The sequence below is a fragment of the Pseudonocardia sp. DR1-2 genome, from assembly GCF_023717215.1.
Classification (GTDB): domain Bacteria; phylum Actinomycetota; class Actinomycetes; order Mycobacteriales; family Pseudonocardiaceae; genus Pseudonocardia; species Pseudonocardia alni.
Window position 1 is genome coordinate 493,391 of record NZ_JAMQOF010000005.1, and the last position, 24,195, is coordinate 517,585.

Here is a 24,195-nt window from a genome sequence, read left to right on the forward strand (position 1 = left end):
CTGCCGTGCGCGGCGCTCAGTCGGACTTCCACGCCCCCGGGCGGCCGTAGATGTCGCGCAGGTCGAGCAGGTGGCTGCGCATGGCCTCCTCGGCCTGCGCCGCCTCGCCCCGGGCGATGTGCTCGGTGATCGTCGTGTGGCAGGCGTCGACCTCGGCCCAGTGCTCGGCCGCGACGACGTGCCGGTTCAGTCGGGTGCGGAGCACGTCGCCCACCGGCTGGCCCATCATGGTGATCATCAGGTTGCCGGTGGCCATGAGCACCGTGGTGTGGAAGTCCATGTGCTCGACGAACCCGCTGGGGTCGCGCGGGTCCCGCGGTGCCGCGGCGGCGGCGCGCAGCGCCTCGATCGTCTCCGGGGCGGCGCGCTGGGCGGCGAGCCGGGCCGCCGCGGGCTCGAGCAGCAGCCGGGCCTCCAGCAGGTCCGCCATGCCGAGCTGCGGCGTCGCGACCAGCACCCCGAGCGCGCCGCCGACGTCCTCGACCAGGCGGGCGGGGTCCGGCGCGGCGACGAACGAGCCGCCCTGCACCCCGCGCCGGGTGTCGATCAGGTGCTGGCTGGCCAGGACCCGCAGCGCCTCGCGGACCGTCGAGCGGCTCACCCCGAACATGCCGGTCAGCTCGGATTCCGCGGGCAGCCGGGTGCCGGCGGGCAGGGCACCGCGCATGATCTGCGCGCGCAGCTCGTCGGCCACCTGCCGGTAGGCGGGACGGACCCGCTGGACCCGCAGCCGCGCCGTCGGCGGCCGGTGACCGTCGCGGGGCCGCTCCCCCGCCGGTGCGTCGGTCGGCACGGTGACGCCGTCACGCGGATCCCGGGTCGCACCCATCTTCACGCCGCCGCCCTGTCGTCCACCGTGCCGCGCGTCCCGCGGCCCGTTCCAGGGTACCGGTCGGGCGTTGCCCGCGACCATCGCCCGACGGTATAGGTCCGACAGATTCATCGAGCTTCTCAGCAGCTTGTCGCCGCTCGTGGGTCTTGCTTACGAAACTGTCTGACGTTTACCGTGCGGAGGCGGGGTCCGGTTGGTCCCCGCGGACCGGAAGGCGGGCGACGGCGCCCGCCGAGGGGAGTACGCGATGACCGTCGACCCACCCGGTGACCGGCAGGCGACCGGCGTGCCGGCCGCTCCGGCTCCCGTCACGGACCTGGCCGCCCGGCTCGACCGCATCCCGGTCGCCACCCCGACGCACCGCCGCTGGGTGGCGGTGCTCGGTGCACTGTTCGTCTTCGACCTGGTGGACCTCAACTCCTTCGCCTACGCCGCGCCTGCGCTGCGGGCCGAGTGGGGGCTGTCCATCGGGGAGGTCGGCGCGGTCACCTCGGCCGCGTTCGTCGGGATGTTCGCCGGGGCGATCGTCGGCGGCCGCCTCTCCGACCGCTACGGCCGCCGCCCCGTCCTGCTCGGGGCCGTCCTGTTCTTCTCCGTCTGCTCGCTGCTGAGCGCGCTGAGCTGGGACGCCTGGTCGCTGGGTGTGCTGCGGGTGCTCACCGGGTTCGGGCTGCAGGCCACGACCGGGGTCCTGCTGGTCTGGGTGAGCGAGATGTTCCCGCGCTCGCTGCGGGGCCGGTACCAGGCGCTGCTGCTCGCCGTCGGCCTCGCCGGCATCCCGATCGCCGCGTGGCTGGCCCGGATCGTCGTCCCGCTCGGACCGGGCTCCTGGCGCTGGATCTTCGTCGTGGGCGCGCTCGGCGCCGTCGTCGCCCTCGTCGCCTGGCGGACGGTCCCCGAGTCGGTCCGCTGGCGCTCGGCGCAGGGCCGGTCCCCCGACCCCCGCGACGAACGGCTCGTGGCCCGGATGGAGCACGAGGCCCGCGCGCAGCTCGGCGGCGACCTGCCCGAAGCGGTCCCCGACCCCCCGAAGCCCGAGGGCCGGCTGTCGGACCTGCTGCGCGGCGCGACGCTGCGCCGGACCGTGGTCGCCTCGACGGCCTGCGTGTTCCTGATCCTGTCGTTCTACGGTTTCAGCTCCTGGGTGCCGACGCTGCTCGTGGAACGCGGGTACACCACGGCCGAAAGCCTGACCTTCGCCTCGGTCCTCGCGATCGCCGCCGTGCCGGGGGCGCTGCTCGTGGCGCCGGTGGTGGACCGCTTCGACCGCCGCGCGGTCGTCCTGGTGCTGCAGACCCTCTCCGCGGGCCTGGTGCTCGCCTTCGGCCTGGTCACGCACCCGGTCGCGATCGCGGTGACCGGATTCCTCGCCGCGATGTTCATGCAGGCGACGGTGCCGGTCCTCTACACCTACATCGCCGAGGTCTTCCCGCTGCACCTGCGCGGCCTGGGCTCCGGCATCGCGAACGGCTCCGGCCGGCTCGCCGGGGTCGCCGGCGGCCTCCTCGTCGCCGCGACCTTCGCCGGCCTCGGCCTCACCGCCGTCTACGTCTACCTCGCCGCGGCGGCACTGCTGCTCGGCCTGGTCATGGCCCTGTTCGGCGAACGCACCACGAACCGCCGCCTCGAGGACATCGAGCGCGGATGACCACCACCCACCGGAAGGACGACACGCACGTGACGATCAAGCAGGGCTGGCAGGGACGCTTCTACGAGGACTTCGAGACCGGCGACGTCTACCAGCACCCGCTGGGCCGGACGATCACCGAGACCGACAACACCTGGTTCACGTTGCTGACCATGAACACCAACCAGGCGCACTTCAACCGCCAGGTCGGCGAGTCCTCGGAGTTCGGCCGGATGCTCGTCGTCTCCCCGCTGACGATCTCCATCGCGATGGGCCAGTCGGTCACCGACACCACCCAGAACGCGTTCGCCAACCTGGGGCTCGACGACCTGAAGCTCACCGCGCCGGTGTTCGCCGGGGACACCATCTGGTCGGAGTCGATCGTGCTGGACAAGCGCGAGTCCTCGTCCCGCCCGACCGCCGGGATCGTCACCGTGCGGACCCGCACCCTGAACCAGGACGCGGTCGAGGTGCTGAGCTTCCGGCGGACCTTCTACGTGCACAAGCGGGAGGTGGGCGGGGCGTCGTCACTGTTCCCGCAGGCCGCGGAGCCGCTGACGGTGGAGGGCGCGTGACCCGGCGGCCGCTGGAGGACGTCCGGATCGTCTCACTGGAGCAGTACGGCGCCGGCCCGTTCGGGTCGATGCACCTCGCCGAGCTGGGCGCGGAGATCATCAAGATCGAGGACCCGTCGGTCGGCGGTGACGTCGGCCGCGCGATCCCGCCCTACACCGCGCCGGGCGACTCGCTGTTCTTCCAGTCCTTCAACCGGGACAAGTCCTCGGTCACCCTCGACGTGCGCACCCCCGAGGGCCGCGAGGTGTTCCACGACCTGGTCCGCACCGCCGACGCCGTGTTCTCCAACCTGCGCGCCGACGTCCCGGCGACGCTGGGGATCCGCTACGACGACCTCAAGGAGGTCAACCCGCAGATCGTCTGCTGCTCGCTGACCGGGTTCGGGATGACCGGTCCGCGCTCGGCGGAGCCGGGCTACGACTACGTCCTGCAGGCGCTGGCGGGCTGGATGTCGCTGACCGGCGAGCCCGGCGGCGCCCCGCAGAAGACCGGGCCGAGCCTGGTCGACTACTGCGGCGGCTACGTCGCCGCGATCTCGCTGCTGGGCGCGATCCACGGGGCTCGGCGCGACGGCGTCGGCACCGACTGCGACGTCTCGCTCTACGACACCGCGGTGAGCCTGCTCGCCTACCCCGGGACCTGGCACCTGACCGCGGGCTTCGCACCGGTGCGCACCCGGCAGTCGGCCCACCCCTCGCTGGTGCCCTTCCAGGCCTTCGAGGCCTCCGACGGCTGGCTGGTCGTCGGGTGTGCGAAGGAGAAGTTCTGGCAGCGGCTCACCGTCGTACTGAGCCGCCCGGACCTGGCCGAGGACCCCCGCTTCGCGACCTTCGCCGACCGCAACCTGCACCGCGACGAGCTGCTGCCCGTGCTGGAGGCGCTGTTCCGGACCCGCACGGTCGCGGAGTGGCTCGCCCCGCTCTACGCGGCCTCGGTCCCCTGCGCCCCGGTCCGCGACGTCGCGGGCGCGCTGACCGACCCGCACACCGTCGAGCGCGACCTCGTCGCCGAGACGCCGCACCCCGACTTCGGGCCGGTCCGCACCCTGCGCAGCGCGGTCCGGGTGGGCCCGCCCGGCGCCGACCGGGCCCCGACCCGCGCCGCACCCGTGATGGGCGCCGACACCGACCGCGTCCTGCGCGAGCTGGGCTACGACGACACCAGGATCACCGCGCTCCGGAGCTCCGGCGCGCTGGGGAAGGACTGACATGGACTTCCGGTTCACCGACGAGCAGCGCCTCTACCGGGACACGCTGCGCGCCTTCGTCGACAAGGAGATCGTCCCCGTCGCGCGGGAGTGGGAGCAGTCGGGCCGCTACCCCACCGAGATCGTCGAGGGGATGCGCAAGCTCGGACTCTTCGGCCTGGCCGTCCCCGAGTCCTACGGCGGCCTGGCCGCCGACACCGTCTCGTTCGCGCTCACCTTCGAGGAGATCTCGCGGGGCTGGATGGGCATCGCCGGCATCCTCGGTAGCCACTCGGTGTCCTGCTTCCTGCTCGCGAACCACGGCACCGAGGAGCAGAAGCAGCGCTACCTCCCCGAGCTCGCGACGGGCGCGCGGCGCACCGGGATCGCGCTGACCGAGCCCGGCGCCGGTACCGACCTGCAGGGCATCCGCACCACCGCCCGCCGCGACGGCGACGACTACGTCATCGACGGAACCAAGATGTGGATCACCAATGCCCGGCACGCCGACCCACTCCCGGTGCTGGTCAAGACCGACCCGTCGGCCTCCCCCGCGCACAAGGGGATGAGCATCCTGCTCGTCGAGGCGGGCACCCCCGGCTTCGAGGTCACCGCCGACATCGGCAAGCTCGGCTACAAGGGCACCGAGTCCTGCGAGGTCGTGCTCGACGGCGTGCGCGTCCCGTCGTCGCAGCTGCTCGGCGGAGTCGAGGGGCGGGGTCTGCAGCAGGCGCTGTCGTCGCTGGAGACCGGGCGGATCAACATCGCCGCCCGCAGCGTCGGGATCGCCCAGCGCGCCTACGACGAGGCCCTGTCCTACGCCCGCGAGCGCGAGGCCTTCGGCAGGCCGATCGGCGACTTCCAGGCCGTCCAGCAGCGGCTCGCCCAGACCGCGGTGCGGCTGCAGGCGGCTCGGCTCATGACCTACTGGGCGGCGTCGCGGATGGACGACGGCGTGCGGATGGACACCGAGTCCGGGATGGCGAAGATCTTCGCCTCGGAGCAGGCCCTGGAGTGCGCGCTCGACGCGATGCGCATCCACGGGGGCTACGGCTACTCCACCGAGTTCGAGGTCGAGCGGCTCTACCGCGACGCCCCGCTCATGTCGATCGGCGAGGGCACCAACGACGTGCTGCGCGGCGTGGTGGCGAAGGCGCTGCTCAGCGGCAAGGCCACCGTCCGGTGAGCACGGCCGACGAGCTGGGCGCCCTCGCCGCGCGGCTCGGGTACGTCCTCGACCCCGGCCAGGTGACGGCGATGCACGACGCGGTCGCGGGCGCCGAGCCCGCGGTGGCAGCGCTGCGCGCGGCCCCCGTCCCGGCGGCGGCCGCCGACCCGGCGCGGGGTGAGGCGTGGCTCGCCCCGCCCGCCGTCGCCGGGAGTGCTCCCACGGGGCCGGATCCCCGCGCCGCGGAGCTGCGTGCGGAGTGGTCCGGGCGCGCGGCCGGGGCCGCGCAGCAGCTGGAGCGTCTGCACGCCGAGCTGAACTGCACGATCCGGGTGCTGTACGAGCGGGCCCGCGACCACCACGCGCCCGAGGGGCCGCCCCGGCCGCTGGAGGGCGTGCCGTTCGCGGTCAAGGACGTCATCGACGTCGCCGGGGTGCCGACGACCGGGGCCTCGCGCACCCGCGCCGACGCCGCCCCGGCGGCGGCCTCGGCGACGGTCGTCGCCCGGCTGGAGGCGGTGGGCGCGGTACCGGTGTCCAAGGACGCGACGACCGAGTTCGCCGTCGGCGGGCCGCACCCGCCGCTGACCGGGCCGTGCCGCAACCCGTGGGACCCCGGGCGGTGGGCGGGCGGCTCCTCGACCGGGACCGCGGCCGCGGTCGCGGCCGGCGTCGTCCCGTTCGGGCTCGGGACCGACGTCGGCGGCTCGGTCCGGCTGCCCGCGGCCTGGTGCGGCCTGACCGGGTTGAAGCCCACGGCCGGGGCGGTGCCGCGCACCGGGGTGATGCCGCTGTCCTGGACCACCGAGACGGTCGGCCCGCTGGCCCGCGACGCCCGCACCGTCGGTCTCCTGTTCGGCCTGCTCCGCGGCCCGGACGGCGTCGACCCCCGGGTGCCGCAGCTGCCGCAGCTGCCACCGACGACGGTGCCGGCCGATCTGCGCGGCCTGCGGGTCGCCCGTCCCGGCGGCTACCTCACCGCGCTGTGCGACGCGGCCGTCCGGGCGGGCGTGGACCACCTCGTCGACGTCCTCACCGACGCCGGGGCCACCGTCGTGCCCGGCGAGATCCCGTCGGCCGAGCAGGCGCTGCCCATCGGGTACCAGCTCGTGTTCACCGAGGCCGCTGCGGTGCACCGGGTCGACGCCGACCGCTGGGGCGACTACGACCCGGTGACGGTGCGCCGGATCAGCCAGGGCATCACCACACCGGCCGCCGACCTCCTGCGCGCCCTGCAGTTCCGGGTGCAGCTGCAGGCCGAGCTGGACGCCGTGTTCGCCGGGGCCGACCTGGTCGTCGTCCCCACCACGCCCGCGACCGCACCGCGGCTGCCGGACTGCACGGTCGTCGTCGACGGTGAGCGGTACCCGCTCTATGCGGCGCAGTCGCGCGCCACGATGCTCGGCAACCTCACCGGGGCCCCCGGCCTGGCCCTGCCGACCGGTCTCGCCCCCGACGACTGCCCGGTCTCGGCGCTGCTCATCGCCCGTCCGCACGACGAGATCACCGCGCTGCGGGTCGCCGCCCTGTTCCAGGACCGCACCGACCACCACCGGCGCACCCCACCGGTCGCCGACCGGATCACCTGACCGTCCCACTCCGACCCGGAGGTCACCGATGACCACCATCCCGGCCCCGTCCACGACCACCTCGCTGTCCGCCACCGTCGGAGCGTTCGCGGCCCGCGCGACCCTCGACGACGTCCCCGCCGAGGTGCAGGAGCGGGCCCGCCACCTGATCCTCGACGCCGTCGGGCTGGCGTTCGCCTCGACCGCGTACGGCTTCCCGGGGGTCGCCGTGGCGGCCCTGTCGTCCTTCGGGGGCGCGGGCGACCAGCCCGTGCTCGGCCTGCCCGACCGGCTCCCGGCCCGTGACGCCGCGGTGCTCAACGGCGTGCTGATCCACGGCATGGACTTCGACGACACCCACATCCCGGCCGTCACCCACGTCTCCGCCGCGGCGCTGCCCGCCGCGCTCGCCGCGGCCGTCGCCCGCGGGGCGGACACCCGGACGCTGCTCCTGGCCTACGTGCTCGGTGTCGAGGTCTCGGCCCGGGTCGGCATCGGCGGCGCAGGCGGGTTCCACGACGTCGGCTTCCACCCCACCGCGGTGGCCGGGGCGTTCGGGGCCGCCGTCGCCGCCGGGAAGGTCGCGGGCCTGGACGCCGACGGTCTCGCGACGGCGCAGGGCGTCGTCGGCTCGATGAGCTCCGGGCTGCTGGAGTTCCTGGCCGACGGGGCCTGGACCAAGCGGCTGCACCCGGGGTGGGCCGCGATGTCCGGGCTCACCGCGGCCGGGTTCGCCGAGGCGGGCTGGAGCGGGCCGGGCGCGGTCTACGAGGGCCGGTTCGGCCTCTACAACTCCCATCTGGCCGGGCGCGGGCCCCGGCCCGGCGCGGTCGGCGAGGGTCTGGGCAGGACGTGGGAGCTGATGCGGACCGCGGTCAAGCCGTATCCGATCTGCCACTTCATCCACGCCTTCGCCGACGCCGCGCTGCTGCTGCGCCCCGAGATCGGCGACACCGCGATCACCGGGATCCGCTGCGCGATCCACCCGGTACCCGGCAAGGTCGTGTGCGAGCCGGCGGAGGCCAAGTGGACCCCCCGCGACGAGTACGACGCCAAGTTCAGCCTCCCCTACGTCGTCGCCACCACGCTGCTGCGCGGCCGCTTCGGGCTGGCCGAGCTGTCCGACGCCGCGCTCGCCGACCGCACCGCGCTCGACCTCGCCCAGAAGGTGCGCGTCACCGAGGACCCGGACAGCGCCTTCCCGGCCTCCTACTCCGGCGCGATCGAGATCGAGCTGGCCGACGGCCGGATCCTGCGCCACCGCGAGCAGGTCAACCGCGGCCACGACGAGCGCCCGCTCACCAACGACGACGTCGTCGCCAAGTTCCGGGAGACGATCGGCACGGTCGCCCCGGCCGCCGTCGCCGACCGGGTGCAGCGCGCGGTGCTGGGGCTCGGCGACGACACCCCGGCCGTGGAGTTCGCCGAGGCCTGCCGTGGCTGACCGCCCGGTGCGGGTGGGGGTGTTCCTGACCCACCAGCAGCCCGCCGGGCGGGACCCGCTGCTCGCGCTGGCCGAGCAGCTGTCGCTGGTCCGCACCGCCCGCGACGGCGGCCTGGACTCGGTGTTCGCCGGTCAGCACCACCTGCCGGAGTCGTTCTCGCACATCCAGCCACTGCCCTGGCTGGCCCGGCTGGCCGCCGAGGCCGGGGACATGCGGATCGGCACCGGCATCCACCTGCTGGCCCTGCACAACCCGGTCGGCACCGCCGAGAGCTTCGCCGGCCTCGACGTCGTGACCGGCGGGCGCTCGGTGTTCGGGGTGGGGCTGGGCTACCGCGAGGTCGAGTACGCCGCGTTCGGGATCCCGCCCGGGGACAAGGTCCGCCGGTTCACCGAGAACCTGCGGATCGTCCGCGCGCTGTGGACCGGGGAGCCGGTGCACGCCGACGTGGACTGGTGCCGCCTCGACGGGGTCCGCGCCACGACGCTCCCGGCGGTCGTACCGCCGGTCTGGATGGCCGCGAACTCCGACGGCGCGGTCCGCCGCGCCGCCCGGCTCGCCGACACCTGGATGATCAACCCGCACGCGACCGCGGCGACCGTGCGCCGTCAGCTGGACCTGTTCCACGCCGAGCGGGCCGCCGCCGGGCGCGGTCCGCTGCCCGAGCTGCCGCTGATGCGCGAGGTCTACTGCGCGCCCACCAGGGAGCGGGCGCTCGAGCTGGCCCGGCCGTACCTCGCCGGGAAGTACGAGGTGTACGCGGACTGGGGCCAGGACCGGGTGCTGCCCGGCGCCGAGACCTTCCGTACCGGCTACGACGTGCTGGCCCGCGACCGGTTCGTCGTCGGGACCCCGGAGGACTGCCTGGGCGCGCTGCTGCCCTGGCGCGACGAGGTCGGCGTCGACCACTTCGTGCTCCGGACCGACTGGGCGGGGATGCCGGTCGAGGACGCCCGCGCCTCCCTCGACCTGCTCGCCCGCGAGGTGGCACCGGTGCTGCGTGCCGCCCCCGCCATGACCTCCCGAGCGCACCCCCGGCCCGAGGGGACCGGCCGTGAAACGGGTCGGAGCCGTCGTCCCGGAGCGGGCGAACGCCGCTGGTGAGGTCCTCGTGCCGCCACGAGGACACGGCGCCCGAGCAGGTCCGCCGGGTCAGCGCACCGGGACGGGGCGCCCGGCCCGGTGCAGCAGCGCGACCGCGCGATCGACGACCGGCTTGTCGACCAGCGCCCCGTCCAGCACGGCGACGGCGCCGGTCTCCGCGGCCGCGACGACCCGGTCCGCCCACGCCAGCTCCTCCGCGGAGGGGCGGAAGGCCGCGGCGACACCGGCGACCTGGGCGGGATGGATGCACAGCTTCGCGGTGATGCCGAGGGCGAGCGCCGCGGCGCTGTCGGCGGCCAGCCGGGCGTCGTCGCGGACGGCGGTCGTGACCCCGTCGACCGGTGCCGTGACACCGGCGGCGCGGGCGGCCAGCACGAGCTCGCAGCGGGTGTGGCGCAGTGCGACGTCGTCGAGGTGGTCGACGCCGATGTCCACCGCGAGGTCGACGCTGCCGAAGGCGGGACGCACGACGCCGGGGGCGGCGCAGATCTCCTCGGCCCGGCGGACCCCGAGCGCGGTCTCGACGACGGGCACGACGGGGGTGCCCGGCGGGAGCCGGTCCGCCAGCTCGGCGAGCTCCGCGCCGGTCTCGGCCTTGGGCAGCACCACCGGGCAGCCGAGCGCGGCGACCACGGCGACGTCGTCGTCGAACCAGGGCGTGCCGGTGCCGTTCACCCGCACCGCGGCCCGGCCGCCGGCGGCCAGCCACTCCCTGACCTGCTCCCGCGCGGCGGTCTTGCCCTCGGGCGCGACGGCGTCCTCGAGATCGACGATCACGACGTCGGCACCGCTGGCGACCGCCTTGTCGTAGCGGTCCGGTCGGGAGCCGGGGACGAACAGGAAGGTGGTCGCGGCATCGATGGCGAGCATCTGTCCATCGTTAACGTCTGATGTTTACCTGTCAACGCCGATATCGACTCTTCGAGGGCTCGCCGAAGTCAGTGAGAAAACATCTGATGATTGCTTGAACCGACGGTCGGCGCCGTGCGACGCTCCCTGTGACGCCCCACACGGTCCGCCCCCGGACCGTGCCACCCCGACCGGTCGCCGACGCCCGGCCGGTGTCGTGGCCGCGCCCGCCCCGCGTGCGCGGCGCGGCGCCGTTCCCGCGAGGCCCGCCCGGGACGACGCCGAGAGGAACCGATGAGGACGCTGGGCAAGGGAGCCGGGCTGACGACCTGCCTCGTCGCCGCGGTCGCGCTGCTGACCGCCTGCACACCCGCACGGGAGGCACCGCCCGACGGGGTCCGGACCCTCGTGGTCGCCGACTCCTACCCGGTGACCCACCCCGCGTCCCGGGACGGGATCGTCCACTTCACCGACCGGGTCCGCGAGCTGACCGGCGGCGCCCTGGACGTCGAATACTACCCGTCCGAGCAGCTGGGCAAGTCCACCGACTACGTCAAGCTCGTCGCGAGCCGCGCCGTGGACGTCGGCGTCGTGTCGCCGCCCTACCTGTCCGACAAGCTCCCCCTGTCCAACGTCGGCGACCTGCCGGGCCTCAGCACGGACTCGTGCACCACCGCCCGCGCGGTCGGCGAGCTCACCCGGGAGGGCGGGCTCCTGCACCGCGAGGAGTTCGCGCCCCGCGGGCTGCGGACGCTGTTCGTCGGCGTCGTCCCGCAGTACGAGCTGTTCACCAACGGCCCGGTGACCGACCCGGCGCAGCTCCCCGGCCTGCTCACCCGCTCCCCCGGCGGTGTCGTCGACCAGACGCTGCGCACCCTGGGCGCCACCCCGGTCTCCATCGCCGGACCCGAGGTCTACGAGGCGATGTCGCGCGGCACCGTCGACGCGATGACCCTCCCTCCGATGAGCGCGGTCCCCTTCCGGCTCGACGAGGTCGCCTCGCACGCCACCGAGGGCGCTCCGCTCGGCGGCTTCACCCTCACCTTCGCCATCTCCGAGGCGCTGTGGCGGGAGCTGCCCGAGGCCCACCGCGACGCCATGACCCGGGCGGGCGAGGAGACCTCCCGGCACCTCTGCGCGGTGATGGGCGAGGAGACGGCGCAGGCCCGGTCGACCCTCGAGGACGGCGGCATGACCTTCACCTCCCTGACCGCCGCACAGCAGCAGCGCTGGCAGGACGCGGTCGCCTCGGTGCGCGCCGACTGGGCCGCGGACATGGAGGCCCGCGGGCGACCCGGTCGCGCCGCACTGGACGCGATGGAGGCGGCGCTCGACCGGGCCCGCGACGAGACCCCGGAGGCCGCACGATGAACGCGGGAACGACGAACGCGGGAACGACGCGGCCGGACCCGGCGGACCGCGTGCTGCGCACGGTCGAGAACGCGGCGGCCGCCGTCGGCCTCACCGGCGTCGTCGTCACGGTCACGCTGATCGTGATCGACGTGGCCCTGCGCTACCTGGTGGGGGCGCCGCTGTCGTGGTCGGTGGGCTTCGTCGGCGACTACGCACTCGTGGGACTGTTCTTCCTCGGGCTGTCCTACACGGTCCGCGAGGGCGCCCACGTCCGGATCGACCTCGTCCACAAGCGCCTGGGACCGGCCGGACGACGCGTGCTCGCGGTCACCGGGTCGGCCCTCACCGCCGTGTTCCTGGCACTGGTCGGCTACGGCGGGCTGCTCCTGACCGCGGGCGCGCTCCGCCACGGCGACGTCCCGCTGGCCGGGGCCTCGGAGCTGTCGTGGCCGGTGTGGACCTCGGCGGTGCTGGTGCCGATCGGGGCGGGGCTCGCGGTGCTCCGATGCCTGCACACGCTGGTCCACGACCTGCGCGGCCCCGCGCCCGCCGCCACCCCCCTCACCCCGGCCGCGGAGGAGATCGTCTGATGGTGCTCGCCGGAGTCCTCGTCCTGCTGTTCGTCCTGCTGCTGGCCCGGGTACCGGTCGGCGTCGCGATCGGGGTGAGCGCCGTCGTCGGGCTGCTCGCCCACGGCGGCCCGTCCGCCGCCGTCGGCTTCCTGGAGACCACCCCGTACGCGGCGGTCTCGACCTACACCCTCGCGGCGATCCCGCTGTTCATCCTCATGGCCCAGCTGGTGCTCAAGAGCGGGGTCACGACCGAGCTGTTCGCCGCGGCCCGGGTGTGGGTCGGGCGCGTCCCGGCAGGTCTGGGGGTCGCCACGACGACGACCGGCGCCACCTTCGCCGCGGTCTCCGGGTCGAGCACCGCGGCCGCGGCCGCACTGGCCTCGACGACCATCCCGGAGATGGAGCGCGAACACTACGACGGCCGGCTCGCGAACGGCCTGGTCGCCGTCGTCGGCACGCTCGCCGCCATGGTGCCGCCCAGCATCATCCTGGTGTTCTACGCGATCCTGGCCGAGGTCAGCGTGGGCCAGATGCTCGTCGCGGGCCTGGTGCCCGGGCTGCTCGTCACGGTGACGATCATCGTCACGACGCTGTTCCTGGTGCACCGCAAGCCCGCGCTCGCGCCGGCCGGTCGCCGGTACACCCTGGCCGAGAAGCTGCGGACGGTCCCCGTCCTCGGGCCCGTCGCGTTGCTGTTCCTGCTGGTCGTCGGCTCGATCTACCTCGGGCTGACGACGCCGACCGAGTCGGCGGGCCTCGGTGTCGCCGGTGCGCTGGTCATCGGGCTGGTCCGGCGGCGGCTCGACCTCGCCCGGATCCGCGACGCGCTCGTCGAGACCCTCACCTCGACCGCGATGATCCTGCTGATCATCGCCTCGGCGTACCTGTTCGGCTACTTCATGACGCTGACCCGGATCACCGGAACCCTCGTCGACGCGATCGCCGGCGTCGCCGCGCCGCCGCTGGCGATCTTCGCCCTGATCGCGCTGGTCTACCTCGTGCTCGGGGCGTTCCTCGACCAGCTCGCGATCCTCGCGCTCACCGTCCCGGTCGTGCTGCCGGTGGTCGAGCAGCTGGGCTACGACCCGATCTGGTTCGGGGTGATGGTCATCCTGCTGGCCGAGATCGGCCTGGTCACCCCGCCGCTGGGGATGAACGTGTTCATCGTGTCGAAGGCGACCGGACGCCCGGCCGAGGAGATCTTCGTCGGGGTCCTGCCCTACGTGGCGGCGCTGCTCGTGCTCGTGGCCGTGCTCGCCGCGCTGCCCGGTGTGGTGCTGTGGCTGCCCGAGACGATGGGCGGGTGAGCCGGGCTCAGCCGCGCCAGCGCCGCTCGTAGCGCTCCCGGGCCGCGTCCCGATTCCCCGCGTCGGCCTGCTCCCGCACGGCGGCGGCGTGCCCGACCGGGTACCCGGCCTTCGCGACGCGGTGCTCGGCGGACTCGTACATGTAGGCCACCGAGTAGAAGTAGCCGAGGATGGCCCCGGCCAGCACCGACAGTGCCCGGACGTACACGGGGCCGGGGATGAGCAGGTACAGCAGCACCCCGACCGGCAGCAGCTGCACGGTGGTGCGCACGAGGTGGCGCAGCTGCCAGGTCCGGGTCGTGACGTCGTGCAGCACCCAGCCGCGGTGCCGGGTGGGCAGCCCGGCGCCGTAGACGTAGGCCAGCCACCGCAGTGGGTTCGGCCGCTCGTTCACAGTTGGTCCCCCAATTCTTGGTGCACCAACAATGTACGATGTCCGTCATGGCGAGCGCATCCCCGGACGAGGGTGACACGCGTGACGGTGACACGGGTGACGGTGCCGCGACCGGCGGGGACCTGCTGCGGCTCGACCGTCAGGTCTGCTTCGCCCTCGCCGTCGCGGCCCGCAACGTGATCGCGCTCTACCGGCCGCTGCTCGAGCCGATGGGCCTGACCCACCCGCAGTACCTGGTGATGCTCGCGCTGTGGGAGCACTCCCCCCGCTCGCTGGGCGAGCTGGCCCGCGCGCTCGCCCTCGACCCGGGCACCTTGTCGCCGCTGCTCAAGCGCCTGGAGGCGGCCGGGCTGGTCGACCGCCGCCGGGTCCCCGGCGACGAGCGGACGATGGCGGTCTCCCTCACCGACGCGGGCCGGGCGCTGCGCGCGCGGGCCGAGGCGATCCCGCCGGCGATCGTGGAGCGGCTCGGGATGCCGCTGCCCGAGCTGGAGGAGCTGCGGGCGGTGCTGGACCGGGTGATCGACGCGTCGCGGAGCTGACCGCGACGGCGTTGCCCGTACCGTCGGAGGCGTGTTGATGAACGCAGGCAACGCCGTCCTGCTGCTGGTCGACCTGCAGCAGCGCCTGGTCCCCGCCATGCACGACGGCGAGCGGGTCGTCGCCCGGGCCGCCCGGCTCGCCGAGGCCGCGACCCTGCTCGAGGTCCCCGTGCTGGCCACCGAACAGGTCCCGGAGAAGCTGGGCCCGACCGTCGAGCGGCTCGCCGGGCTTCCGCACCTGGTGATGCCCAAGACCCGCTTCGCCGCCGACGACGACGTGCTGTTCCCGCCCGGCCGCGGCGAGATCGTCGTCGCCGGGGTGGAGGCCCACGTCTGCGTGCTGCAGACCGTGCTGGAGCTGCTCGCCGACGACCGCCGGGTGGTGCTCGTCGCCGACGCGGTCGGCTCACGGTTCGTCGAGGACGAGCAGCTGGCGCTGCAGCGCGCCCGCGCGGCCGGAGCCGAGATCGTCACCTCGGAGATGGTGCTGTTCGAGTGGCTGCGCGACGCCGCGCATCCGCGCTTCCGCGAGGTCCAGAAGCTGCTGAAGTAGGCCCGGTCACCCGTTGCGGGGCTGCAGGTAGGCCGGGTCCGGGTCGGGCAGCGGCACGTCGGCCCGCCCGGCGACCAGCGGGTCGACGGCCGCGAAGAACGGCGGCGCCGCGACGGTCCCGCCGAACGCGCCGTGCCCGCAGTCGCCCAGGTGCACGGGGTCCCCGGGGCAGATCTCGGACGGGTTCGGGCCGTCGGCGAACACCATCGAGGACCCGGCGACGCCGTCGATGCCCCCGGTGCCCCCGACGAACGCGACCGACTCCGAGGCGTTGGTCGTACCCGTCTTGCCGATCGTCGGCCGCGTCCAGCCCGCGGCCCGCGCCGCGGCCGCCGAGGTACCGGACACGGTGTCCCCGCCGAGCCCGGCGGACAGGGTGTGCGCGATCCCGGGGGCGACGGCCTGCTCGCAGGCGGGCCGGTTCACCGGCACCGCGGCACCGTCCCGGTCGGTCACCGACAGCACGGCGTCCGGGGCGCACCACACGCCGTCGCTCTGGACGGTCGCGGCCACGTTCGCCATCTCCAGGGTGGACACCGGGCTGACCCCGAGGGTGAACGACGGCAGGTCGGCGAAGAAGGTCGACTGCGGCTGGGAGATCCGCGCGTCCGGCGACGACGGGTCCGGCGTCCCGCCCGCCGCGTTCGACGTCAGGGTGTCGCGCAGTCCGAGCCGGCGCGCCATGTCGACGACCTTCGCGATGCCGGTGCGCTCCTCCAGGTCGACGAACGCGGTGTTCGGCGAGGTCGCGAGCGCGACGGGCAGCGGGATCGGGTCGGGGTAGTCCGGCGTGTCGTTGCTGACGGGGTAGCAGCTGCTCCCGGCGACGGGGAAGCACGCCGACGCCGGGTCGGGCAGCGTGCTGTCGTAGCCGACGGTGCCCGCCTCCAGCGCCGCGGCGGTGGTGAAGATCTTGAAGGTGGACCCGGCGCCGAAGACGTTCGACGGCGCGGCGACAAGGTCGCGGGTGGTGTCGCCGGCCGTGGCGTCGGTGCCGGGCCGCCGGTTGGCGACCATGGCGAGGATCTGGTGGTCGCCGGTGGCGGCGTCGCCGTGGCCGGGCCGGATCAGCGCCAGGGTGTTGGCGACGCCGTCCTGGGTGCGCGGCACGTTCGTGTCGACCGCCTGCTGCGCCGACGCCGTCGCGGCCGGGTCGAGGGTGGTGCGGATCGTGTAGCCGCCGGTGTCGAGCTGCTGCTCGGTGAACCCGGCCCGCTCGAGCTCGGACACCGCGTACTCGCAGAGGAACCCGGCGCCGTCGGTGGCGCCGTAGCAGTTGTGCCCGGGGACCTGCGGCCCGCCGGCGCGCACCCCGAGCGGCGCGGCGGTGGCCTCGGCGGCCTGGGCGGGGGTGAGCGACCCGGCGTCGCGCATGGCCGCGATCACGGTGTTGCGCCGGTCGGTCGCGGCCTGCGGGTGGCGGAACGGGTCGAACAGGGTGGGGTTGTTGACCGCGCCCGCGAGCAGCGCGGCCTGCGGGACCGTGAGGTGCGCGGCGTCGGTGCCGAACCAGGCGCGGGCGGCGGCCTCGACGCCGTAGACGTTGCCGGTGAACTCGACGGTGTTGAGGTACCCGGCGAGCACGTCCTGCTTGGACGTGCCGTGCGCCAGGCGCTGGGCCAGCACCGCCTCGCGGATCTTGCGGGTGGGGGTGTCGGCGTGGTCGGCCCGCTGGGCGGCGGGGTCGTCGCGGTCGACGACGTCGATCAGCCAGTTCTTCACGTACTGCTGGGTGATGGTGGAGCCGCCCTGCACCGCGCCGCCCGCGGCGTCGGTGACCAGCGCGCGCAGGGTGCCGACGGGGTCCACCCCGGACTCGTCGAAGAACCGGCGGTCCTCGACGTCCACGATCGCGGCGACCATCGCCGGGGCGATCCGGTCGTAGGACACGGGGATCCGGTACTGCTCGTCGAGGTAGGCGATCGGGGTGCCGTCGCGGTCGGTGAGGACGGTGGCCGCGGGCAGCGCCGCGGCGCTCGGCAGGTCGCCGGTCGTACCCGGCGGCACGACGGAGGCGACCGCCGCGACGCCGACCGCGGCGGGCGCCGAGCACCCGGCGAGGACGAGCCCGCCGGCCAGGATCCCGATCGCGAGCCGCCGCAGCACCGACGACTCCGGGCGCCGCCACCGCCTCGGGGTGCGGGTTTCCCGGAGACGGTCGTTCCAGTGCTGTGCGATCAGGCGTTCCCCCACGCGGGCGATTGTGCGCCGCAACGCTGAGGGGTGCCTGAGACCCGCCCGCGCGAGTCGCTGAGAGTCAGCCGGTCAGGGCATCGAGCGCGGCCCGGGCCTGCTCGCGGAACCGCTCGACGTTGCCGAGCTTGACGTCCTCGTAGCCGCGCACCAGCTCCGCGGTCCCGGCGACCTCGACCACCGCCTCGACGGTGTCGGGTGCCAGGTGGTCGAGCGCCGCGCGAACCAGTGTCTGGTACTCCCCCACCAGCTCACGCTCCACGCGACGGACCCCGGCCCGGCCGAACACGTCCAGCGGGGTGCCACGCAGCCTCCGGGCCGCGCGCAGTGCCCGGAACGCGGGCGCGGCCAGCCGTCCGTCGAGAGCGATCTTGCGGTTCATCCCCAGCGCGCGCAGCACCGGCGGGTGCAGCATCACCGACACCCGGGCGTCGGGCCCGAACGCGGCGTCGCGGCGGGCGGTCTCCACCGGGTCCAGGTGCAGCCGGGCGACCTCGTACTCGTCCTTGTAGGCCATGAGCCGGTGCAGGCCGCGGGCGTAGGCGGCGCCGACGCGCTCACCGGCCGTGTCCCCGGCCCGCGCGGCGGCGATGGCCGCGACCCGGCGGACCTCCTCGGCGTAGCGGTGGGCGTAGGCGGCGTCCTGGTAGCCGGTGAGGTCGGCGATCCGGGTGGCGAGCAGGTCGGTGAACCCGGTGCCCGCGGCGACCGAGCGGGCCAGCGCCGCGGACGCCTCGTCGACGGCGACCGGGGCCGGCTGCGGGGTGACGAGCGCGCTGTGCACGGCGGCGGCGTCGATCGCGGCGGCCCGGCCCCAGCGGAACGCCGTCAGCGTGGTCTCCACGGCCGCGCCGTTGACCCGGATCGCCTCCTCCAGCGCCTCGGCCGACACCGGGAGCACCCCGTGCTGGTAGGCGGCACCGAGCAGCAGCATGTTGGTCGGGAGGTGGTCGTCGAACAGCGCCTCGGACAGCGTCTGGGCGTCGACGGCGAGCAGGTCCCGGGTGACCGCGCCGATCCGCTCGACGGCGTCGTCGGTGGAGCCGGGCAGCACGACGCGGCCGGTGACCATGGCCGCGGTCGGTACGAGCGAGGTGTTGACGACGGCGACGGTGTGTCCGGGCCGGGCGACCGCGAGTGTCGCGTCGGAGGCGGTGCCGACGAGGTCCATCCCGATCAGCACGTCGGCGGTGCCGCGGGAGGCGCGCAGGATCCCGTGGTGGGGCTGCTTGGAGATCCGGACGTCCGAGACGACCGGGCCACCCTTCTGCGCGAGCCCGACCTGCTCCAGACCCGCGGCGAAGAGCCCGTCGAGGTGGGCGGCCATCTGCAGGATCGCCGAGGCGGTGACGACGCCGGTGCCGCCGATGCCGGGCATCCGGATCAGGGTCGCGTCCGGGTCGACCCGCGGCTCGGGGGCGACGAGCGTGACCGGCAGCGCCGGGATCTCGCGGCGGGGCCGGGTGCCGGGCACCACGGTGAGGAACGACGGGCAGTCGCCCTTCAGGCAGGAGTAGTCGGTATTGCAGGACGCCTGGTGGATGGCGGTCCTGCGACCGAACTCGGTCTCCACCGGCAGCACCGACAGGCAGGTGGACGCCTCGCCGCAGTCACCGCAGCCCTCGCAGACCCGCTCGTTGATCAGCACCTTCTCGGCCGGGGCCGGCAGCTTCCCGCGCTTGCGCAGGCGGCGCTCCTCGGCGGCACAGCGGTCGTCGTGGATCAGGACGGTGACGCCGTCGAGGGCCTTCAGCTCCTCCTCGACCGCGGAGAGCTCGTCGCGGTGACGCACGCTCGCGATCGGGTCGAGGGCGATGCCGCGGTAGTCACGCGGGCTGTCGGTGGTGACGACGATCCGGCGCACGCCCTCGAGGGCGAGCGAGCGCGTGATGTCGGGGACGTTCATCCGGCCCTCGGCGCGCTGCCCGCCGGTCATGGCGACGGCGTCGTTGTAGAGCAGCTTGTAGGTCATGGTGACCCCGGCGGCGACGGCGGCGCGGATCGCGAGCGAGCCGGAGTGGTGGAAGGTGCCGTCGCCGAGGTTCTGGACGAGGGTGCGGTCGTCGGTGAACGGGGCCAGGCCGATCCACTGGGCGCCCTCGCCGCCCATCTGCGTCAGCCCGATCTGGTGGCCGCGGTGCTCGCCGTCGAGGGCGATCATCGCGTGGCAGCCGATCCCGACCCCGACGAGCGTGTCGTCGCCGGTGCGGGTGGAGGTGTTGTGCGGGCAGCCGGAGCAGAAGTACGGCGTCCGGTTCCCGAGCAGGTCCAGCCCGATCCGCGACGGCCTGGGCGGTGCGAGGCGCTCCAGGTGCGCGGTCGCCGCGGCGGGCAGGATCCGCCCGGCGGCGGTGAGCCGGGCGGCGAGGGCACGGGCGACGTCCTCGGCGCCGAGCTGGCCGCGGGCGGACAGCAGCGGGCGGCCGCGCTCGTCGCGGCGGCCGGTGACCGTGGGCCGGTGGTCGCGTCCGTAGAGCGCGTCGCGCAGGTGGCCCTCCAGGAACGGCACCTTGTCCTCGACGACGAGCACCTCCGCGCAGCCCCCGACGAGCCCGGCGAGCGCGTCGGCGTCGACCGGGAACGGCATGGCGAGGCGGATCAGGCGTACCCCGAGCGCGTCGAGCTCGGCCTCGCCCAGGCCCAGGTCCTCGCACGCCCGCAGCACGGTGGCGTAGCCGGTCCCCGAGGCGAGCACGGCGAGGTGCGGGTCGCGGGAGGTGAAGGTGACGCGGTTGAGCCCGGTCTCGCGGGCGTACTGGCGGGCCAGGTCGAGCCTGCGGGTGAGCTGGTCGTGCTCGGCCTCGACGGCGGCGGGACCGACGAGCGGGCCGGACTGCGCGCGGTCGGTGGCGGGCGGGGCGGGGACGCCGAGCAGTTCCGGGCGCAGCGCACCGAGGTCGACGGTGCAGGACGCGTCGGCGACGTCGGCGATGATCTTCAGGCCGGTCCAGAGGCCGGTGGCCCGGGACAGCGCCACGGCGTGCAGCCCGAACTCGATCACCTCGGACACCGAGCCGGGCGCGAGCAGCGGCATCGCCAGTGACTGCGCCATCGGCTCGCAGGAGCTGGGCACGGTGGAGGACTTGCAAGACGGGTCGTCCCCGATGACGGCGACGGCGCCGCCGAGCCGGGCGGTGCCGGCCAGGCTGCCGTGCCGGATCGCGTCGGCGGCCCGGTCGAGGCCGGGGTTCTTGCCGTACCACCAGCCGACGACGCCCTCGTGGCGGCGACCGGGGACGGCGTCGAGCAGCTGGGTGCCCGCGACGGCGGTGGCGGCGAGCTCCTCGTTGAGCCCGGGACGGAAGACCACGCGCTCGGCGTCGAGGTGGGCACGGGCGCGGCCGAGCTCGGCGTCGAAGGTGCCGAGCGGGGAGCCCTGGTAGCCGGAGACGAACGAGGCGGTGTCGAACCCGCGGGCGGTGTCGAGGCGGGCCTGCTCGAGCACGAGGCGGACCAGCGCCTGGATCCCGCTCATCGGGGCCCGACCGTGGGCGGCGAGGTACTTGTCGTCCAGCACGGTCATTCTCGGCTCCTCGGCGAGTCGGGCGGCGCGTCCGCACCAGGACAGCGCGACGACGGCCCCGACACAATGCCTGCGGTAGCGATCGCCGCGGATACGCAACGGATACCGTCAGCAGGCCACGAGACCGTGGATCCGTTGCGCTGGAGGTGCCGTGCCCGAGACCGAGGTCGACGACCTGGACCATGCGATCCTGCGGTTGCTGCACGAGGACGCGCGCCGCACCTACGCCGACATGGCCGAGCGGGTCGGGCTGTCCACCGCCGCGACCAAGCGCCGGGTCGACCGGATGCGCGGGTCCGGGGTGATCACCGGGTTCACCGTGCAGGTCGACCACGCCAGACTGGGCTGGCCGGTCGAGGCGTTCAGCGAGATCCGCTACGCCGGCACCGCGAGCGTCTCGGAGATCGTCGACTCGGCGTCGCGCCAGCCGGAGGTGCAGGCGGTCTACACCCTGGCCGGTGACCTCGACGCCCTGGTGCAGGTCCGGGTCCGCGATCTCGCGCACCTGCAGGAGGTGATCGACCGGCTGCGGCGCAACGGCACGGTCACCGGGACCCGGACGCTGATGGTGCTGGGCCGCTGGACCCGCACCTGATCATTTGCTTACCGCAACGATCGGGTCGATCATGATCGGGTGCTCGTCCTCTGCAGTGTCACCGGTTCCCCCTCGCACGGCCGGGCCGTGCTCCCCTTCGCCCGCGCGCTGGGCGACGCGGGCCACCGGGTCGTGGTGGCGTGCCCGCCCGACATCGCGGGGGTGTTCGACGGTGCGCCGGTCGTCGTCGAGCCGGTGTTCGCGACGATGGCCGACTCCGCCGAGCACCTCGGCCCGGCCCTCGCCCGGCTCGGTGGGCCCGCCGCGCTGGCGACGCTGACCGCGACCGAGGTGACGACGGCGTTGCTGCCCACCCTGTTCGCCGGTCCGCAGGTGACGGGCTCGGCCCGGGCGCTGCTCGCGCTGGTGGAGTCGCACGGGACGCCGGACCTGGTGCTGCGCGACGGCGGCGAGACCGCGGGGTTCCTGGTGGCCGAGCACCTGGGGGTGCCGTGCGTGGCGGCGCCGTCGGGTGCGGGCAACGTCCTCTCGCCGGACGTGGTGGCCGACGCGCTGTCGGAGCGTCGCGACGAGCTCGGCTTCGCCGCCCCGGACGACCCGGCTGCGCTGCACCGGTGGGGGCGGCTGGACTGCATGCCGCCGCAGTTCTCGCTGGCGGGGCCGCAGATCGCGCCGGCGCGGGCGTTCCGCCAGGACGACCAGGTCTCCCGCGGCGAGACGCTGCCCGGCTGGGTCGGCGCGCTGCCCGGGAGCCGGCCGCTGGTCGTCGCGGGGCTGGGGACGGCGATGCCGGCGATGGCCGGGCGTGCCGAGCGCCGCGCCCCCGTCGACCCGCACGCCGCGCTGCGCACGGTGGCCGAGGCGGCGTCCCGGCTCGACGCCGAGGTGGTGCTGTCCACCGGCGGCCTGCCCGTCGACGACCTCGCACTGCCCGCACACGTGCATCCCGCTCCGTGGGTGCCGCAGCCGCTGCTCCTGCAGGTCGCGGACCTGTTCCTGACCCACGGCGGCTACAACGGCGTCCGCGAGGCCGTGCGGCACGGCGTCCCGCTGGCGGTGCTGCCGCAGTTCGGGGACCAGGAGCACAACGCCCGCCGGATCGCCGAGCTCGGGCTGGGCGCGCACTGCACGCCCGACGCCGCCGAGGTCGCCGCGACGTGCACCCGGCTCCTGGGCGACGACGACATCCGCGCACGGATGCGCTCGGCCCAGCGCGCGATGCTGGCGCTGCCGCCCGTGGAGGACGCCGTCGGCGTCCTGGAGGACCTGGCCGCGCGTCGGGTCCCCGCGCTCGTGGCCTGACCTGCCGGGTCAGGCGGGCGGGCCGTGCGGGGCGCGCGGCCCGCAGGCGACGACGGTGCGCGCCCAGGTGCCGAACAGCACGAGCACCCCGAGCACGGTGACGATCAGGCCCGGCCCGATGTCGTCGGTGCCGGTGACCGCGGTCTGCCGTGACCACACCGCCCAGAGCCCGGTGACCGCGCCGACGCCGGTGACGGTGGCCGCGGTCCAGGCCAGCGGCCAGAACCGGGTCAGGAGGGCGAGCACCGACACCCCCACCGCGACGACCGCGACCACGGTGAACAGCCACGGCAGCGGGCCCATCGCGGCCCGGCCGACGAGGACCTCCCACCCGGCGCCGCGGGTGGACCAGGGCATGAGCAGGGCGGCGACGACGGCGGCGACCCCCGCGCCGGCGACGACCGAGGCGGGGCCGGGGTCGATCCAGCGGTCGACCCGCCATGCGATGCGGGTGAGCTCGTCGGCGAGCTCGGGTGACGCCTCCGGGGACAGCGCGCCCGGGCCGGGCGTACGCGGTGCGCTCATGCGGCTCCCTCGTCGTCACTGCGGTGCCGGGATGTCGGGACCGCCATTGCATCACGACCGCACCGGCCGCGGCGCCACCGACGGGGTGGCTCCGGGTGCCGGTCGGCGAGCCCGCCGCCCGGCGGTTCCGGCCGCACCGGACCGGCCGTCTCCTCTCCCCTACGCGGCGCGCACGGCGCAGCGGCAGGGCGCGCCCTGCTGGCAGCCGCAGCCGCAGGTACTCGCGCACCCGCAGGCCGAGGTCGCCGCGCCCACCGGGACACGTCCCGCCGACCCGCTGCAGCAGCCGCCGTCGAGGCAGCTCAGCCGCGGGACGGCCGGGACCGGTGGTGCCGGTGCCGGGGCGGAGACGCCGAGCGCGGCGAGTACCCGGTCGGTGAGATCGGGGACCGGGTCCGCCGGACCGACCCGCGCGAGCCGTCCGAGGCGGTCGGCGCCGTCGGCGAAGGCGCGGCAGGACGCGCACCCGGCGAGGTGGTCCTCGGCCGCCGCGCGCTCGTCGTCGCCCGCCTCACCGTCGAGACGGGCGGACAGCACCTCGCGGTAGCCCTGACAGTCCATACCGTCACTGTCGTACACGAGGCCCGTCCGGTTCCACCCGACCCCCGTCCGTGTTCCGTCCGCGCGTCCCGACACCGACGACGTGCGCGGTGAGGACGGTGCGCAGCCAGGGGCTCGACCTCGCTCGACGCGGCCCGTCGGGCGGGTCCGGTCTCGTCGACGGGGGTCTGCTCCGGCCCGCCCGGGTCCACCGTGAGCTCGCGGCGCTGTTGCGCGCCGACGGCTTCTCGTGCGTCGACGACGCCGTGGGCGCCGATCTCTGACACCCGCGGCGCCGGTGTTCCCGCCGGTCGCCCCCGCGCCCACGTCGCACCTGTTTCTGCGACCTCGCAGCTCCTGCAGAGGGTGCGAGACCACAGAAAAGCGTGCGAGGTGCGGCCGGCCCACCAGCAGGACCGGACCGGATGCGGCCCCCGACTCCGCCGGGGGAGCGGCACGCCCCTGACCAGCGACCCCGCG

Annotated in this window: 22 protein-coding genes; 15 read left to right on the top strand and 7 right to left on the bottom strand. The window is 74.9% G+C overall.

Annotation, left to right across the window (positions count from 1 at the left end):
- Positions 1-16 precede the first annotated feature (16 nt).
- A complete protein-coding gene (locus tag ND486_RS18020) occupies positions 17-793 on the bottom strand; it encodes a FadR/GntR family transcriptional regulator (RefSeq protein ID WP_083658122.1) in 777 nt (258 codons plus the stop codon).
- A 286-nt stretch (positions 794-1,079) separates the two neighbouring features.
- Here ND486_RS18020 and ND486_RS18025 point away from each other — a divergent pair, with 286 nt between their 5' ends.
- The 7 genes from ND486_RS18025 to ND486_RS18055 are packed head-to-tail and all read left to right on the top strand — an operon-like array spanning position 1,080 to position 9,506.
- On the top strand, positions 1,080-2,480 hold the full coding sequence (locus tag ND486_RS18025) for an MFS transporter (protein ID WP_251785286.1): 1,401 nt from the start codon (positions 1,080-1,082) through the stop codon (positions 2,478-2,480).
- Positions 2,477-3,034, top strand: a complete 558-nt coding sequence (locus tag ND486_RS18030; protein ID WP_208825781.1) for a MaoC family dehydratase — start codon at positions 2,477-2,479, stop codon at positions 3,032-3,034. Before ND486_RS18025 ends, ND486_RS18030 begins: the two co-directional genes overlap by 4 nt.
- Entirely contained in the window at positions 3,031-4,242 is a 1,212-nt protein-coding gene (locus tag ND486_RS18035; protein WP_251785288.1) for a CoA transferase, read from the top strand. The genes ND486_RS18030 and ND486_RS18035 overlap by 4 nt, the downstream gene beginning before the upstream one ends.
- A 1-nt stretch (position 4,243) precedes the next feature.
- Entirely contained in the window at positions 4,244-5,407 is a 1,164-nt protein-coding gene (locus ND486_RS18040; RefSeq protein ID WP_251785291.1) for an acyl-CoA dehydrogenase family protein, read from the top strand.
- The gene (locus ND486_RS18045; protein ID WP_251785299.1) at positions 5,404-6,978 is read left to right on the top strand and encodes an amidase; all 1,575 of its coding nucleotides are present in this window, start codon (positions 5,404-5,406) and stop codon (positions 6,976-6,978) included. The genes ND486_RS18040 and ND486_RS18045 overlap by 4 nt, the downstream gene beginning before the upstream one ends.
- A 28-nt stretch (positions 6,979-7,006) precedes the next feature.
- Complete coding sequence (locus tag ND486_RS18050) at positions 7,007-8,401, top strand: MmgE/PrpD family protein (RefSeq protein WP_251785301.1); 1,395 nt, start codon at positions 7,007-7,009, stop codon at positions 8,399-8,401.
- Positions 8,394-9,506, top strand: a complete 1,113-nt coding sequence (locus ND486_RS18055; protein WP_251785303.1) for an LLM class flavin-dependent oxidoreductase — start codon at positions 8,394-8,396, stop codon at positions 9,504-9,506. Before ND486_RS18050 ends, ND486_RS18055 begins: the two co-directional genes overlap by 8 nt.
- Before the next feature lie 48 nt (positions 9,507-9,554).
- On the opposite strand, the gene ND486_RS18060 is transcribed toward ND486_RS18055, so the two are convergent.
- Positions 9,555-10,376 (bottom strand): CoA ester lyase, encoded by an 822-nt coding sequence (locus ND486_RS18060; protein WP_251785305.1) that lies wholly within the window; start codon positions 10,374-10,376, stop codon positions 9,555-9,557.
- Positions 10,377-10,649: 273 nt separating this feature from the next.
- Between ND486_RS18060 and dctP the strand changes: the two genes are divergently transcribed.
- The 3 genes from dctP to ND486_RS18075 are packed head-to-tail and all read left to right on the top strand — an operon-like array spanning position 10,650 to position 13,587.
- On the top strand, positions 10,650-11,726 hold the full coding sequence (gene dctP, locus ND486_RS18065) for a TRAP transporter substrate-binding protein DctP (RefSeq protein WP_251785307.1): 1,077 nt from the start codon (positions 10,650-10,652) through the stop codon (positions 11,724-11,726).
- Positions 11,723-12,298, top strand: coding sequence for a TRAP transporter small permease (locus ND486_RS18070; RefSeq protein WP_251785314.1), 576 nt, complete (start codon positions 11,723-11,725; stop codon positions 12,296-12,298). Before dctP ends, ND486_RS18070 begins: the two co-directional genes overlap by 4 nt.
- A complete protein-coding gene (locus tag ND486_RS18075; protein WP_251785322.1) occupies positions 12,298-13,587 on the top strand; it encodes a TRAP transporter large permease in 1,290 nt (429 codons plus the stop codon). The genes ND486_RS18070 and ND486_RS18075 overlap by 1 nt, the downstream gene beginning before the upstream one ends.
- Positions 13,588-13,594: 7 nt before the next feature.
- On the opposite strand, the gene ND486_RS18080 is transcribed toward ND486_RS18075, so the two are convergent.
- A complete protein-coding gene (locus ND486_RS18080) occupies positions 13,595-13,981 on the bottom strand; it encodes a DUF5313 family protein (RefSeq protein WP_208825799.1) in 387 nt (128 codons plus the stop codon).
- A 47-nt stretch (positions 13,982-14,028) separates the two neighbouring features.
- On the opposite strand from ND486_RS18080, the gene ND486_RS18085 reads away from it, so the two are divergent.
- Together ND486_RS18085 and ND486_RS18090 are read left to right on the top strand one after the other, a co-directional pair.
- Positions 14,029-14,523, top strand: a complete 495-nt coding sequence (locus tag ND486_RS18085) for a MarR family winged helix-turn-helix transcriptional regulator (RefSeq protein WP_251785324.1) — start codon at positions 14,029-14,031, stop codon at positions 14,521-14,523.
- 37 nt (positions 14,524-14,560) lie between these two features.
- Entirely contained in the window at positions 14,561-15,076 is a 516-nt protein-coding gene (locus ND486_RS18090) for an isochorismatase family protein (protein WP_251785363.1), read from the top strand.
- Positions 15,077-15,082: 6 nt separating this feature from the next.
- Here the strand turns inward: ND486_RS18090 and ND486_RS18095 are convergent, their stop codons facing one another.
- Positions 15,083-17,269 carry a transglycosylase domain-containing protein gene (locus ND486_RS18095; protein WP_251785326.1) on the bottom strand — a complete coding sequence of 729 codons (2,187 nt, stop codon included), beginning with the start codon at positions 17,267-17,269 and terminating at the stop codon, positions 15,083-15,085.
- Positions 17,270-17,333: 64 nt separating this feature from the next.
- Complete coding sequence (locus ND486_RS18100; protein WP_251785328.1) at positions 17,334-20,792, bottom strand: indolepyruvate ferredoxin oxidoreductase family protein; 3,459 nt, start codon at positions 20,790-20,792, stop codon at positions 17,334-17,336.
- 151 nt (positions 20,793-20,943) lie between these two features.
- On the opposite strand from ND486_RS18100, the gene ND486_RS18105 reads away from it, so the two are divergent.
- Together ND486_RS18105 and ND486_RS29830 are read left to right on the top strand one after the other, a co-directional pair.
- Entirely contained in the window at positions 20,944-21,387 is a 444-nt protein-coding gene (locus ND486_RS18105) for an Lrp/AsnC family transcriptional regulator (RefSeq protein WP_251785330.1), read from the top strand.
- 39 nt (positions 21,388-21,426) lie between these two features.
- Entirely contained in the window at positions 21,427-22,650 is a 1,224-nt protein-coding gene (locus ND486_RS29830) for a glycosyltransferase (protein WP_251785332.1), read from the top strand.
- Between the two features lie 9 nt (positions 22,651-22,659).
- Here ND486_RS29830 and ND486_RS18115 read toward each other — a convergent pair whose 3' ends face one another.
- Both ND486_RS18115 and ND486_RS18120 read right to left on the bottom strand, forming a co-directional pair.
- A complete protein-coding gene (locus ND486_RS18115) occupies positions 22,660-23,175 on the bottom strand; it encodes a hypothetical protein (RefSeq protein ID WP_251785334.1) in 516 nt (171 codons plus the stop codon).
- 159 nt (positions 23,176-23,334) lie between these two features.
- Positions 23,335-23,736: a zf-HC2 domain-containing protein gene (locus ND486_RS18120; protein WP_251785336.1), complete on the bottom strand. Its 402-nt coding sequence runs from the start codon at positions 23,734-23,736 to the stop codon at positions 23,335-23,337.
- A gap of 98 nt (positions 23,737-23,834) precedes the next feature.
- Between ND486_RS18120 and ND486_RS18125 the strand changes: the two genes are divergently transcribed.
- Entirely contained in the window at positions 23,835-23,999 is a 165-nt protein-coding gene (locus ND486_RS18125; RefSeq protein ID WP_251785338.1) for a hypothetical protein, read from the top strand.
- The last annotated feature ends 196 nt before the right edge of the window (positions 24,000-24,195 follow it).

What these genes read in the sequence shown, in the direction of transcription:
- ND486_RS18115 (WP_251785334.1), bottom strand. Translation starts at nt 23,175, where the DNA reads ATGAGCGCACCGCGTACGCCCGGCCCGGGCGCGCTGTCCCCGGAGGCG.
- ND486_RS18030 (WP_208825781.1), top strand. Translation starts at nt 2,477, where the DNA reads ATGACCACCACCCACCGGAAGGACGACACGCACGTGACGATCAAGCAG.
- ND486_RS18075 (WP_251785322.1), top strand. Translation starts at nt 12,298, where the DNA reads ATGGTGCTCGCCGGAGTCCTCGTCCTGCTGTTCGTCCTGCTGCTGGCC.
- ND486_RS18040 (WP_251785291.1), top strand. Translation starts at nt 4,244, where the DNA reads ATGGACTTCCGGTTCACCGACGAGCAGCGCCTCTACCGGGACACGCTG.
- ND486_RS18085 (WP_251785324.1), top strand. Translation starts at nt 14,029, where the DNA reads ATGGCGAGCGCATCCCCGGACGAGGGTGACACGCGTGACGGTGACACG.
- ND486_RS18120 (WP_251785336.1), bottom strand. Translation starts at nt 23,736, where the DNA reads ATGGACTGTCAGGGCTACCGCGAGGTGCTGTCCGCCCGTCTCGACGGT.
- ND486_RS18025 (WP_251785286.1), top strand. Translation starts at nt 1,080, where the DNA reads ATGACCGTCGACCCACCCGGTGACCGGCAGGCGACCGGCGTGCCGGCC.
- ND486_RS18090 (WP_251785363.1), top strand. Translation starts at nt 14,561, where the DNA reads ATGAACGCAGGCAACGCCGTCCTGCTGCTGGTCGACCTGCAGCAGCGC.
- ND486_RS18060 (WP_251785305.1), bottom strand. Translation starts at nt 10,376, where the DNA reads ATGCTCGCCATCGATGCCGCGACCACCTTCCTGTTCGTCCCCGGCTCC.
- ND486_RS18050 (WP_251785301.1), top strand. Translation starts at nt 7,007, where the DNA reads ATGACCACCATCCCGGCCCCGTCCACGACCACCTCGCTGTCCGCCACC.
- ND486_RS18070 (WP_251785314.1), top strand. Translation starts at nt 11,723, where the DNA reads ATGAACGCGGGAACGACGAACGCGGGAACGACGCGGCCGGACCCGGCG.
- ND486_RS18100 (WP_251785328.1), bottom strand. Translation starts at nt 20,792, where the DNA reads ATGACCGTGCTGGACGACAAGTACCTCGCCGCCCACGGTCGGGCCCCG.
- dctP (WP_251785307.1), top strand. Translation starts at nt 10,650, where the DNA reads ATGAGGACGCTGGGCAAGGGAGCCGGGCTGACGACCTGCCTCGTCGCC.